Origin of the sequence: Peribacillus simplex (assembly GCF_030123325.1) — a bacterium.
Classification (GTDB): Bacteria; Bacillota; Bacilli; order Bacillales; family DSM-1321; genus Peribacillus; species Peribacillus simplex_D.
Genome location: NZ_CP126106.1, coordinates 2984049 through 2998038 on the forward strand (window position 1 = coordinate 2984049; position 13990 = coordinate 2998038).

The 13990-nt window shown below is 38.3% G+C and carries 11 protein-coding genes; 1 reads left to right on the top strand and 10 read right to left on the bottom strand.

The window, feature by feature from the left end; genetic code table 11:
* Nucleotides 1-73: 73 nt before the first annotated feature.
* The 5 genes from QNH43_RS14070 to QNH43_RS14090 form a co-directional block, all read right to left on the bottom strand.
* Nucleotides 74-1261, bottom strand: coding sequence for a hypothetical protein (locus tag QNH43_RS14070; protein ID WP_283914597.1), 1188 nt, complete (start codon nucleotides 1259-1261; stop codon nucleotides 74-76).
* Nucleotides 1262-1369: 108 nt separating this feature from the next.
* Complete coding sequence (locus tag QNH43_RS14075) at nucleotides 1370-2029, bottom strand: hypothetical protein (protein ID WP_283914598.1); 660 nt, start codon at nucleotides 2027-2029, stop codon at nucleotides 1370-1372.
* Nucleotides 2030-2504: 475 nt separating this feature from the next.
* Entirely contained in the window at nucleotides 2505-2774 is a 270-nt protein-coding gene (locus tag QNH43_RS14080; RefSeq protein WP_283914599.1) for a WXG100 family type VII secretion target, read from the bottom strand.
* Between the two features lie 406 nt (nucleotides 2775-3180).
* Nucleotides 3181-3624, bottom strand: a complete 444-nt coding sequence (locus QNH43_RS14085; protein WP_283914600.1) for a hypothetical protein — start codon at nucleotides 3622-3624, stop codon at nucleotides 3181-3183.
* Between the two features lie 128 nt (nucleotides 3625-3752).
* Nucleotides 3753-4241, bottom strand: coding sequence for a hypothetical protein (locus tag QNH43_RS14090; protein WP_283914601.1), 489 nt, complete (start codon nucleotides 4239-4241; stop codon nucleotides 3753-3755).
* A gap of 183 nt (nucleotides 4242-4424) precedes the next feature.
* Here QNH43_RS14090 and QNH43_RS14095 point away from each other — a divergent pair, with 183 nt between their 5' ends.
* Entirely contained in the window at nucleotides 4425-4547 is a 123-nt protein-coding gene (locus QNH43_RS14095; RefSeq protein WP_283914602.1) for a hypothetical protein, read from the top strand.
* A gap of 308 nt (nucleotides 4548-4855) precedes the next feature.
* On the opposite strand, the gene QNH43_RS14100 is transcribed toward QNH43_RS14095, so the two are convergent.
* The 5 genes from QNH43_RS14100 to QNH43_RS14120 all read right to left on the bottom strand — a co-directional run bounded on the left by QNH43_RS14100 (nucleotide 4856) and on the right by QNH43_RS14120 (nucleotide 13857).
* The gene (locus QNH43_RS14100) at nucleotides 4856-5308 is read right to left on the bottom strand and encodes a JAB domain-containing protein (protein WP_283914603.1); all 453 of its coding nucleotides are present in this window, start codon (nucleotides 5306-5308) and stop codon (nucleotides 4856-4858) included.
* A 713-nt stretch (nucleotides 5309-6021) separates the two neighbouring features.
* Nucleotides 6022-6180 (bottom strand): hypothetical protein, encoded by a 159-nt coding sequence (locus tag QNH43_RS14105; protein ID WP_153246122.1) that lies wholly within the window; start codon nucleotides 6178-6180, stop codon nucleotides 6022-6024.
* 1197 nt (nucleotides 6181-7377) lie between these two features.
* Nucleotides 7378-8658 carry a M20 family metallopeptidase gene (locus QNH43_RS14110; protein WP_283914604.1) on the bottom strand — a complete coding sequence of 427 codons (1281 nt, stop codon included), beginning with the start codon at nucleotides 8656-8658 and terminating at the stop codon, nucleotides 7378-7380.
* A 319-nt stretch (nucleotides 8659-8977) separates the two neighbouring features.
* Nucleotides 8978-11353 carry a M14 family zinc carboxypeptidase gene (locus tag QNH43_RS14115; protein WP_283914605.1) on the bottom strand — a complete coding sequence of 792 codons (2376 nt, stop codon included), beginning with the start codon at nucleotides 11351-11353 and terminating at the stop codon, nucleotides 8978-8980.
* 1607 nt (nucleotides 11354-12960) lie between these two features.
* Complete coding sequence (locus QNH43_RS14120) at nucleotides 12961-13857, bottom strand: 5'-nucleotidase, lipoprotein e(P4) family (RefSeq protein ID WP_283914606.1); 897 nt, start codon at nucleotides 13855-13857, stop codon at nucleotides 12961-12963.
* Nucleotides 13858-13990: the final 133 nt, after the last annotated feature.

Below are 13990 nucleotides of genomic sequence, written 5' to 3' on the forward strand. Positions count from 1 at the left end.
TCATATCCTATCTTAAGATTTCAATGCTTTGTGGAATGGTTACAATTTTGCAAGTTCTGCCCAAATAATCGTTTTACGTTCCCTCTTCTTCCCAAGCCATTTTACGTTCATGCTTCTCTATGAGCTTAATGATATGATCAACATACTCTTGGTCACTAAAATCATTCGATATGGTAAAGTGTTTATCGATCAGATTTATTATTTCACGAGTGTAAGTTTCGATATATTCTTCATTAAATTCAAATTCTGTACCTTCAACGCGCTGTTCTACTACCAACTCAGCTATATTTTCAGCACGTATCTTCATTACCTCTGGAGACCGACTTTGTTCCCAAGCTTGCCTGCGAGAATTCTTATCTAAATGTTTAATGATAGCCTCAACATACTGTTCATTTGTAAAATCATAAGTAATATCCATATTCGTTTCCATTAACTCAATGATCTCGTTCGTGTATTCATCTGTATAATCCGTATCAAATTCAAATTCTGTACCTTCAACTCGTCGTTCTACCACCATTTTTGCGATTCCTGGTATCCGTTGTTTATTTTCCTGTTCTTCTTCTTCTCTCTTTTCTTCATCCCGTTTGGCTCTCCACTTAGCTTCCCTCTTATCATCCCACTCGATAAAGAAGATGAAGCCTAAAAACAAAACCAATGCTATGAAACCGAGTAGTAATAACCAGTGTCCCAAACCTTTTGGTTGAAACAACCATAAAATAATCGTTACTAGTATATAAAAAATAACTGCGATAATATGTGGACGAACAATACATGATTGTAAATAATTATTAACACTTCTATTATCGGGTTCTCCAATACTAGAGATAAATGTCATTAACCACCCATAAAACCCAAAAACTATTCCAGCTACTAAACTGAATGTGAAATTTTTATCTGTAAAAACAATTTCTGACCAAACGGTAATCCCTAGAACGGTGTAAATTAAGAAAGAAACGATACTAACTTTCTTTCTAAAAGAAGCAGCGTATCCTTTTGTTGAGTAAAGTGTTATTTTTTCACGAAAATCTTCATATTCTCTTTCAATGGATGACATCTTTTTAGTTGAGTAAGAATTAAATCCAATATCATCATCAATACTTGAAGCATCGTTTTCAGGATCGTAATCTATATCCTCAAGAAAATCAGATACATGGTTAATTTCACCATTCTCACCCTTAAATCGATTCAAATCAATATCAATATCTATCCCGAAAAATAATCCTTCTTTTAATAGTTCATTATTTGCATTAATTAATTTCATACATTCCTCCCCTTGCTTCAGATGTGTTCCATAATTATTAACCAAAATAAATTAATTTCGTTCTTTTTCTGACTATTTTTGTTCACTTTTGTGAACTAAATCATTTTCTCATTTAGATTTCCAGGATGATAGAAAAACATAAATAAAAAAGAGGACAATTATGATGAAAATTTCCACAATGATTAGCAGTATTCTTTCTATCCAACCTAAGTCATTCCAAGCAGATGGAAAAAATAAAATAATTCCTGCAGTAATAAGCGAAAAAAGGAGTCGCCGAATAAACATCAAAACCCCAAAATTTTCTTCGTGTATTGCTCTAACTGTTACATACCATCCATAGAGAACAAAACTCCCACTTACTACCAAACGAGTTTGATGACTGTAATCATGAAATAAGATTTTACCTAGTAGGAAATATCCCAAAACACTGTATATGAGAAGGGAAAGAATCATGACTGCCCCTTCAGGAGTCTCAGCTTTTTTCGCTCTTATGGTTTTACAGCAATCATTATATTTATCCTCTAGAGAAAAAACATGATCAGGCAAGTAATAACGGCAGCCTTTCCTGTGATCAACTTTCTTAAAATATGAGCCATCATTGTTAGGATCGTTCATGTTCCTTTCTATATCTTCTAAATAGCCGGATAAGGACCAAGGATTAATCTCCCCGCCTTCTGTCAGAAATTTATTTATATCGATAGTAAAATCCATTTTGAGAATGGATGAACCTTCTTTTAATATTTCATTTTGAACCTTTGCTTGTTTCACAGACTCCTCCCCTTGACTTTAAAGTGTTTCAAGTATTTCCATTACGCCTATTTAATAAGTCGTCCTTTTCTTCCTTTTCGCTTATTTTTTTGAATTACTACTTATTTTAAGAATTTCTCTAAGTCTTTTATGACTCTTGTTATATTTCTAAGTGATGAATATAGATGAAAACTAGGGATTACAATGGGTTGTATTGCTTCGGATTCGAATCTTTTTCGTTGCTAGTCCCTTCAATCCCCTTCTAATGGATTCAAACTACATCCAAATTTTTTTGACAGAGGTATCAAGTTCTTCACAACCATATTAAACGCGCTGAATAGACATAAATAAAAAATCCTTCAGAAAATTATCAATTTTAAAGGATTTAAGCTAGAGCTATCACCATTGAATAAATAAAGATATTATATAATTAGATGTCAGTCATATTTTCCGACAATAATCCACTTGATTATATCCAGTGGATTATCTTAGGGTTTTACTTATTGTAGTCGTCAAGTATATTTGCTTTTGCACGAAGGTGTTGGGTATATTGTTGAAAAGACGGAATGGTTTTTTTAATTTGTTTGATTAAATTTTCTAACTCATCCCCAAATTTGTTATATTGACCATCTTTCCATTCTGATCCTACACTTCTGTGAGCTGCCTGTAACTGACGAATTACCTCTTCGAGGGCCTGGCTTCCATTTGTAATTTGTTTAGCATACTGCCTTACTGCTTCTGGTGAGTTGACAACGTTTCCTGCCATGCTTTTTCCTCCTAGCATTTTTAAAAGTATTTTTCAAAATGAAGTTTTATTTCCACCTTTAATACATGTCCCTAGTCATAATGACCTACCCTATTTAGATGAATTAATATAAAATAAAGAAAGCTGTTTATTTAAAAAATCACCAACTTTCTTAGATGTTTAGATTAAGGAATGTAATTCTCAAAGAATACGAAAATAAATAATAATAATCAACCTTCCGGTTAGTTATATATTATTTTATTCAAATTTTTCTGTATACTCAACTAACCTTCTTCCTATTTTTCCAAAATTTTCTACTTGATCACCCTTGAACCTCAGTGCAAAAGATCTTTAATAAAAGGATAGTTGTGAAATATCCTTTCTGTGCCTAATTTTTTGACCGCTCATCAAAAGTAATCCTCAAAGTTCAATAAATGGCCTTCATGGCTTGGCTTGAGTTTCCCTTTTCTTTAATCCTTTGCAAAAAGTCCATGAACAAAATCACCAGTAAATCCTCGACCGTCAACTCTTCCTCCATCAAGTATGGGGAAATGTCATGCAGGAATACCTCACCCCGGTAAATCTCCGACTCCTTGATTCGAAGGGTGATCTCTGCTCGTTTTTCTTCTGAGGTCACCTCGATTTCTTCTTCCCTTTGTTCGAAAGAGAAAAGGTTGGTTGACACCTGATTCAATACCCTTTTTTCAATAATCGGCCGTTCCAGGAATTTTTTCTTGGAAGAAATCAAAAAGGGACAGAGCTGTTCATATTTGGCCCCTTTTTTCACTTGTTCCAGAAAGTCAAAATACAGGAGGGCAATCAGATGATACAGTGTTAGGTTTTGCGGAGCCTCTTCAAACAAATCCTTCATGTCTTTCGACTAATACCTCTCCCCTTAAAAATTCATAGTATGGTACCTCAATTTGCAGATATCGATATTTAGGCAAGAAGTAATCAAAAAAACCCTTTTTTTCTTTGTTCGATAAAAGGTTAAATTGACTATAGGATTTCTTCAATGGAACCCCCTCTTTCTAACCAGGCAACGGTATGATGGATCATGCAAAAGGCAACCCTCCGATCGGACAGGTCCTTTAAGATGGCGACTTCATGCAATCCTCCCCTATCGCCGTATTCCGTTTCCAGCAAGTAGGTATGCATATATTCCTTCGTGTCCGTATAGTCCATTGCATAATTCACATCCTTCCATCTAGTCAAACCGAACCTTAGCAATAACGTATTGCAGGCCGTTTGGGTCAAGGATTTTCCCGTTTTTTGCTTATACATCGGATTTAACGTTTTGCACAGCGTCCGGAGCTTGACCTTCATGACATAATCGACAGGGAACTTAATGTCATGCTGCTTGTCCTTCCTGAGTTTTCTCACCGACGTTATTTGGTGCGAAGGACCTCCGGAAGATGTTTTTTGAATAGCTTTTGGTTTTGGATCCTTTTTCTTCATTTCCTCGAAAAAAGGGTTCAATGATGACATCCCTTCCCTCCTCTCCCCTCTCATTCTGTAAAAATGGAAACATACCTCAGGATCACTTTGCCAGTTTTCCACTTTACTAACAATATAGTGGGGAAGGGGTCACTTTAGAACCGGGGAATGTATAAGCCTTCCTTTACCATGGCGATACTATTTAGCAAGAATATTAATTTGCGAGGGATAGATATGATGAGAAAGAACAAAAAGGATACGGAGATAAAGAAGCAGTTTGCGAAACTAATGGAACAGGCGGGTAAAAAGGCTGGAGGTAAAATTGTAAAGGTAAAGGTAAAGGTAAAGATAAAGTAAGAAGAAAGCGAAGGAACAACATCTGACTTTTATTACGAGAATAGAATATTTGCTCAACAATTTGTTCCTTCTACCCGAAGGCGCTACTGTAAGTTTTAGAGGTTGCATCAAGCAACCGTCAAGCAGGCTCGATACCTGCTCTAAATCGAAAAAAAACGGATGTTTTTTCTCCATGCGTGAACGCCACCAGCTGATGATCCAAACGGTGTGCCTCCATTTATTGGTTTCCTTCATTGCTTTTCCCAAGGGACTCAGTCCCTTGAGAACAAAAGGGAGAACGATCCCCCTCTTGCTCGTCTTTTTTCTTATTATAAATATCCCTTTTCTTTTAAGCTAACATACTTACCCGTATGGGAAACAATCAAATGGTCTAAAACTTCAATCCCAATAATTTTCCCTGCTTCCGCCAATCTCTTTGTAACTTCAATGTCTTCCATACTCGGGGTTGGGTCACCCGATGGGTGCTGATGGCTGACAATAAGGGAAGCCGCATTGTTTAAAATGGCGCATTTCAGCACATCTCTAGGATGGACGACACTCGCATTTAGGCTTCCCACATGCGCCCGATGAAGACCTACAACATGATTTTTCGTGTTGAGCATCATGACAAGAAACACTTCCCTGTCCTCGTTTGCGATTTGCGCTGCGGCTAATTCTCGAGCATCTTCTGGATTGCGAATTTGAAAGGCCGCAAACGGTTCGACCATTTCCTTGATTTCCAGCTTGATTTTGACCACTTCAAAAATTGGGGTTAATTCCATTTTCAAATCTCCTTTTCATTTTTTTATTTGTTGCCCTTTTGGTTTTTCTCTGGTGGTTTTTCTTTCCTATTTTCATTTGCCTTGCGAAGCGAATTAGTTCCCCAAAGGGGGATTATTTTTCCCCTTTGACAGGTAGAACGAAAAACACGCATAGGCAATCGGTCAAGGGATTAAGCACAAAAACTTTTTGATGTTGCGATAGCGCCCCTAATCAAAAAGTTTTTTGCCCCTTGATCGATGGACTGGCTGTCTTAGCTTCCTGCCGGAAAGGTTCGGGTGTCCTACCGGCTGGGAGGTTAGCCGGCCTGCGCTGTTTTACGATTCGGAAGGCAAAGGGAAAAGTAATAAAAAAAAGCAGCCGGGAGGCTGCTATCCTTATGACCTTTTATTCTTTTAAACTCTTAACTTTCGGCCTTCGGCCCGTTCGGTATGGCGGCGATAGCCGTAAATGGATCAGGAACCGACGGAATATCGGCGAAGCATGAGCCGTACAGTCTAGTTATCGAATCATTTAATGCCGAAGCCACACGTACAGATTGTCAGAAAGGGGTTCTTCTTTCTGTATTCTGTACAGTCTGTAGTGCTTACCCGTATGAGGTAGGTTCAATAAAAAGCGTCCATTTCCTTGTAAAAACGCCCCATTTATAAAAATTTGAAATGGTCAACTAACAAAATAACCTCATCGTTCAAGTCGGGAATTTATGAAAAAACATTTATTCCATCATTTTTCTCATATTCTGTATCTCTAGATTAATCTTCCGTATTTGCTTGTCAATTTCATCAATTTGAAGCTCAGTGGCTCCTTGTTTTCTTTTTTCCAACAGCTCTTCTCGTAATCTTTTTAAAAAAACCACTCTACCTAACAAGCCCATCTCAAACCCACCTTTGTTTATCATTTTCTTTAACCACAGAGGACTAATTTTTAAATGGAAACTTTCTGGATCATTGGCTCAAATAAATGTTTATTTCCCCATTTATTTTTCTTTTTTAAAACTAAACACTTCAATAAAATTACTCTTTTCTGGGATTTAGACAGACTTAAGTAAAGGTATTTTTATAAATATAATTGGTAATGGAAAAAAAATCAAATGACATGTTAGGTTAAATAACATATTTTTATTGTTCATCTTAATCAACTAATATATTTTCTGTTTTAAACCAATACGATGTGTAATTGCTGACTTAGGTTTCCTCATATATAAAAATTTCATTTTCCGTGCAAACAAAGGACCAGCACCGTTCTTTTCTCCCTGTATCTTTAGGTTTCGGGGTTAGGGGGACTTAGCCTAACGAAATTACCTGTCTAACTTTATGGGGTCAGTTCATACGTAAGGAATCGACTATTCGGACGATAAAAAAAGAAGCTCTTCGAAGCTTCTTTTTTTATTGTTCCTTAGAGACTTACAAGTTGCCTTTTATTCTCATTTAGAAATAATGTTCTTATTTATTAGGTTCTTGGATTTGAAGCAATTCAATAAAAACATTTAACATGTCCTGTTTTGAATTCGATTATCAACAAAATATTGCAAATTATATCCATTAAAAAGAGCCATGCCTGCTGTCGCTAAGGTTATTGAAATCCTGCGAATAAGCGAGTATTCGTGAGCATTATCTATTAAACTGAGGGAGTTCATTAAGAACGGATGTTTAATAATTCCGAATTTTGACCATGCTTGTACAAAGTACATAAAAAGCAGTATCGATCATGGCTAAACAAAAAGTGAACTTGACTAAAAAAGAAGGCAAAGAATTATTTAAAAAAATCCAAGTTCATTCAGAGAAAAAAGGAATTCCCACTTTTCCCAAAAAGAAAAAAGCCTGAAGCGGTTTTTCTGCTCCAGGCTCTTTTTTTAGCTTTTGGTCTTCATGTAAATTTGAAACAAAGTTTGATCAAAACACGCTATAAATATATTTAGTTTAGCATTGAACTAAAGATTTAATACCAACGAGTATATAAATATTCCCACCAATAACCACCACCATATACACCTTGAAAGAGAACCTTAACAGTAGCACGTGCAGTATACCCTGCATCATTAACCTGCATAAAGTTTAGTGAAAATAGATATTTAAAATGACCTAAGATATTTGACTGCCGTCTCAGCATATATCTCGGCAGATTCTACTAAGTTCTCCACTGAAACCCGCTCATCGTACCCATGGATAGTGTGATCCAGCCCAGGACCGTAAAGGACGGTATCAATGCCATGGCGCCGGAAGTGACTGGCATCACTTGAACCAAACAAAAGTACGCTGAAGACGGGTTCCTCCATTCCAAGGACACTCTGGATTCCCAGTTCTATGGCCCTCACAATTGGACGATTCTCTAAGGTCCAGTTCGGGTTAGTAAGGGGTACCATTGGCTCTACAACCGCACCTGGCGCTACAGCACTAACAAGATTCCTAGCGACATCAAGTACAAACTCGGGCTTCATACCGAATGGAACCCGGGTATCCACTTTAATGATACACTTGTCTGCGACGACGTTCACATTTGTTCCGCCCTGAATTACACCTGGATTGTAAGAGGGACGATAAAGTAACTGTGACAGTAAGGGATTTCCTAGATGCTGAGATAGGAGCCACTCAGTATTGTACAAAAGTTGACAAGGCTCTGCCGGAGGCGTTGCCTTGAGCTCCCATAGCTTGGTTAGTGCTTCGACCGCGGCTGCCCCTCTTCGTACGGCGGAGATTCCATAAAGCGGTTGTAGGCTGCCATGATCTGCCTGACCTGGTATGATCACCTGCATCCATGCCTTGCCCTTTTCACCGGCATTCGGATGGTAGGGGTCCGTTGGTTCACCAATCAGACAAGCATCACCCTTAATCAATCCTTGATCCAGGAGCGAGGCCACCTCCATGCCGCCAGTCTCTTCATCCGGAGAGGCAATAACTCCCAGGCTACCTTTCAAATTAAGAGTGGGGGCAAACTCCTGAAGTAGTCCAGCCACAAAAATCAGTGATGCCAAGCCCCCTTTCATATCGGAGGCTCCCCTACCCAAAAGCATACCTGCTCTGACTTCTCCTGAGAAAGGATCGAAGGTCCAATGTGAACAATCGCCTGCAGGTACGACATCTGTATGTCCACAAAATAGGAGCCGTGGACCAGGTACCCTGGTTAAGGGAGCATCACAGACCACGGTAACCAGCGCATTTTCGCTACGGCGGTGCTCCGTAATCAAGAACCCTTTTGCTGCTAGGTATCGGCTAATATGGCGTCCCATTTCTGCTGACCGCTTCTTAAACTCGGGCGATGGATTTTCAGATGGAATTCGAATAAATGAAGCAGCAAGTTCGACTAATTCCTGTTGCCTTGACCTTATCAGCTGCCGGATTATTCTGGTACTCATAATACATCCCCTCCATGTCCAGCATTAGCCGCAGTATTTCTATACTATTCTATGTGCTGTTCCTAGATCATATTTCTGGGGTTAAAAGTGGGGGACGCTAACCCTATATATTGTAGAAAACGCCTTTCAATCGGCTAAACAACTACTTCTTGATAAGAATCGTCCTTCAGCGGTTTTTGCAACAGATGATTTAAAAGTAATAAGTATTTATATAGCAGTTGCTGAGATATTTGTTCAAGACTCAGTAGTAAGCGTTTAGCATTTTTCAAATAGCCAAAGCCGGATTCATTGCTGAATCCGGCTTTGGCTATTTCTACTATTATTTTTCGAAAATTGCATTTGATAGAAGACGGAACAAGTAATCCGGGTGGTCGCGGAATCCGGCTTCTAAACCAATAAGAGTTACATCTTTATTCTGTTCTTTTACGATTATGGCTTGGCCCTTGGCGGTTATGTTATTTTTCCAGTGGCCAGCTACGAAGAAATTATCTGAATCTGCAAGGGTCGCGACGACTTCATCATTATTCGTACCCGTGAACCATGTTGGACGATAGACAAAGCCGATATCATCCTCTCCATATCCTGCTGTTAAACCCGTTCCCTCATAATCAACTTTTACGATACCATTACTGTTGGAATCTCCTACATTAATGATGTCGTCTGTAAGACCAAGTGTCTTAGTTGCTCTAGAAGCACCAGCACCTACAGCTATATACTTGCCACCTTCATTTAAGAAGCTTGTCACATTGTCTTTAAACGTATTAAGTTGACCGGGGTTCTGTAATCCAAATTCTTTATTAGCTTCGGACAGGTTGGTAGAAATGAGACTTTCCGTTCCACTATAGACAAAAACATCAAAACCATTAAGGGTATTTTTAGCTACTTCCACTGGCGTAACTTCTGTCACATCAAAACCTAGTCTTTTCAAAGCCAACTTTGTTCCTGCGTGTGATTTCTGTTTACCTATACCTCCATCGTTTAATATAGCCACTTTTAAAGACGTAATAGCCACTGCATCTACTGGTGCCTCAGCAGTTCCAATCTGTAACCCAGATTCTTTCACCGCTGCTGATACCTGATTAGCTACTGCTTTTGCAAAGAAGTTGCCTTGTGCATCACGTACTATAGGTATTCCTTGCTTAAGCAATGCATTTACTAAATTTACCGATTGGACAGAGCTGTTCGGAATCAGAAACGGTCCTTTTCCTGAAACCGTTCCTTGACCTGTAATCTGGTTTACTTTCTTTGCATTGACTTTAATAGGATTTTGTGTGGCTACTGCCTCGAATCCCCAAAGCTCCGGTAAACTCCATGCGGAAATGTCGTACATTGCTGGGGTATCGTTCGTGATGTCTTCCCCATCCCAGAGCATCGTGTTTGCTAATCCTGCCTTCGCCTGATCCATCTCAACGAGATACGTTCCTTTTGGATATGACACTCCATCCGCTTCAAATGCATTCACGGCTTGAACAACTTCAATATCATTATTGATCAAATGATTTACAGCCTTATTCGTAACAGTCGGATCCTTAGGGTCTAGTGGAAGTATGTAGGTTTTTGGAAATAACCCTTCCTGATGAAAAGGATGGTCAAAGTTAATTCCTCTTTTAAAAACTTCAATTTGATCCGTAATCATGGATTGCTTGTTAGCTGTTGCAAATTTCAGTGCCCCCATAATCGAATTATACATCCATCGTACGCCATCCCAATCATTTGTTGGAGCTTCTAATGTATGACCGTAAGCACCATGATACATCGCATACATTGGTGTGAAAATTGGTGGGTAATCATCCCAGCCAGCGGAGTCATCGCGCAGCGGAATATATGTACCTTTCATGTTTTGATACAAGGATCCTGAATAGTTCTCACGATCCTTCATTATTTCCGCTTCCATCGCTTCTGCCTGTTTATAGGCCCATTTTCCGTATAAGTCATACTCGTAATTAGGATTATGCGGTGGCGTACAAGGCTCAATTAACCCCTGCAGATTTGGCTGATAATTCTTCACATACCCATGAGTATCAAGGAACACCATCGGGTTCCATTCTTTAATGAGCTCAACCATCTCTTTTGTTTCTGGCTGCGATTGGGTGATAAAGTCACGATTTATGTCAATTCCTTCGCCATTAAAGCGGGTGGCATCAATACGTCCATCGGGGTTTTGTACGACATTGAAAATAAGAATATTATTCTCTAAAACGTCTTTGGTTGTTGCATCATTTTGGGTAGCAAAACGTTCAATTAATTGAAGGATTGCATCGCTTCCGACAAATTCAGTCCCATGAATAGAACCATTAATCATAATTGGAACTTTAAAGTCAGGATTATTGGCAACCCATTCTTGAGCTTTGCCTGGATTCTTAAACATTTGCTTTCTAAGTGCCTTCACTTTTCCGAACTTCCCTTGCGTTGTTGGGTCAGCAATCGTGACAACGTAGAGTGGGTTTCCATCAGCTGATGTTCCACGGACTTCAACTTTCACACGGTTTGAAAGTTTTTCAATCTCTTTTAATTTGGAACCAATTTGTGAGAATTTCACAAAGTCATAGTTTTCGCTATTAAACTTGCTTCCGTCCTGTTCCTCATATGTATTCACATTTGTCCATTGAGGTTTCTCAGCATGTCCAGAACTCAACGGAATTACAGTTAGTAAACTCACAGCCATCAGGCCGGATAATGCTTTTTTCTTCTTCATCCTAAAACCTCCAGTATGTATATATAGTGATTTTTTTGTATATATCCCACCAAGTCGTTCAATGTTTATTTTATTGGGATTCGCTCCTATTGCTGAACTAGTTTCGGAAGGTCAACTTTATGTAGCGTTACTTGTTGGGGGAGCTTATCAAATCTTATAAAGAATATTTTTAACGATGTGGTTTGTTCAACTTTATAAAATTAAAACGCTTTCAACAGGATTTGTTCAGCCCTTTAGCAAGTCATTTCGTGTTGTATTCAATTAAAATATGTTTTAATTAATTAACGCAATACCCTAAACCCGCATTCCCAGTGGGGACTGTAGCTGATTAAATACTCTAGACTAATAAATTTCTCCTTTTCTGCACCCTACTAATACTTTAAATTTCCATACATGTTTAAGAGTATCGCCTCCTTATTAAGAAATAGTAACCCACAAACTTAGCTAACTGTTTTATAATATTATACACTTATTTTTATATGAATTAAGAATTTTCAGTTAATAATAATTGAAATTTTATCCTATTTCCATTACCTCAGAAGCATAAAAGTATTTACAAATAATTTCTATGCGCTAAATTGGTAAAAATCTCGTTTAACTGTTTTGTAGTTTGTCCTCAACGGTCAAGTTACATGGAAAATCCCTCGAATCCTATGAAATTCATGTGCTTTTTGATTTCCTCTAATCTGTATTATGTAAACTAAATTTATATGATGTGTACTTGTTTTATTACTGTTTTATGGGTGTGCGCAAGTTGGATGGATTTCTTGCACCGAATACGGTTATCCATAGTATACTCTTTAAAAGAAAATCATAAGAGAATCGTTCCTTTCTGGTTTGGGTCGTTGTGGAGACTCCTCTTACACCAGTTGGACCGATTCTTTTATTTTTTTACACTAAAATAAAAAAGCTCGAACTAAAAGGTACAATTATGTGCCTTTTGTGTCACTTTGACCGATAATTTGCGTATATTTTAAGTGTTATTCTGCACATCCAACTTTTAAAAAGCCAGCTAACTTCACATGAAGATTAGCTGCCCTTGTCAGTTTTTGAGCTAATACTGTAGCTTTGAAATTTGATCATAGATACCTCGTAAACCCATAAAAAAAGAATCCATTTTGAAAAAAGATTGATCAAAATGGATTCTTCTCCTGCAGATTTAAGTTTGATTTTTATAAAAAAGTTTGATCATTTTCTACCTATGTTGTTCAACAATCACACCCGTTGGTTGAATAGCCTGACTGGCGTTTTTATTTACTCTAACTCTCCTACAATAATAGTTTCTAGAATATTCAAGTACCGATTCATTCCTCTCCTTATGTAATTTCAGTTGGTCGAATGATGATTGTAACGTTTCTCTATTTGCTTAATAAAATTATCTTTTACTTTAAATTGTGTAGTTGATGGTAACAGCTTGTACAAATTTTGCGAGTTATGAAGGATTTTAATGGATAAATGATATTTTAATTCCTGTGCAAAGAGTTGTAGTTGTTCGTATAATGAAGCATCCATAATTTGATGATGCTCTAGCTAGAGCATTCATCGGTCCCCCTTTATTTAATCCTTGTCGAATTCGACGACGTAGTGCTTTGTCGGATATGTTTCTTTTACTTTTGTTTCCAGGCGGAACGAGTAGCAGCCTCTTTCCATATTGCCCGGTTTTCATCGGTCGCTGGAGGCTCTGATTCTCCGAAGATGGCGCGTACCCAATGTCCGTCAGTTGGATTTGGCATGAGGATAAACTTGCTTCCATAGAGATCCTTATCCTGTTCCATCAGTTTGGCACGCTCGTCAACGTCCGTCACGTAATAAACTCGGCGGAAGTCGTTCAAGTTATCACCTAGATAGGAGATAACATTATAATTTTGAACGATCTCGTTTTGGCGGGTCTCCTTGTTTGATGTGTCTCTGAGAATTGTCAGGTGATTATCATCGACATACGGAAATTTAAGTTTCTTAAGTTGTGTCTTTGCATATTTGTAGGTTTTAGGTCCCTGATCACGGCTCGAGACATAGAAAACCTCCACCCCTTTTTCCTTACAGTAATTAAAGAACTCCAGTGACCCCGGAGTGGGGACCATGTTATACGTTGGAATCCACTTGTCCCAGATCCCATCTTCGAAGAAGTCCTTATTATTGTTAATAAGGTATCCCCAATAGTTGACTGGGCTAAGTATCGTATCATCCAAATCCGTGATAACCGCTAATTGTTTATCGTCTGGCTTGTGGTTGGCAAGGGCAAGGTCAACTTGCATTCGGGCCATATTAAAGGATTGGTGATATAGCGCCTTGTACTCTGCGGCGGTCTGCTTCCACGCAACAGCCGTAGTCAGCATGTTGTTGAGTCCGTCTCCTGTAGAACCTTCGACGTTCGGTGCTTTTTCTTGCTGTGTCGGTGCGGCCTGTACTTGCATTGAACTCTGCTTGGAAGAGCCGAACACATAACCAACTGTTGTACTAAGAATAACGGTACTGGCCAGTAAGACCGAAAAGTGTCTTTTCATTCTCTTTATCCCCCTTGTTTCTTTTCTTCTTATAGCAGAAATTGCAATAAGAAGAAAATTTTAAAATAAAGTTCATAAAATTAAGAAAATTATTCAATTAACTTTTCTGTGAGCCCGCAGTCACACAATCTAG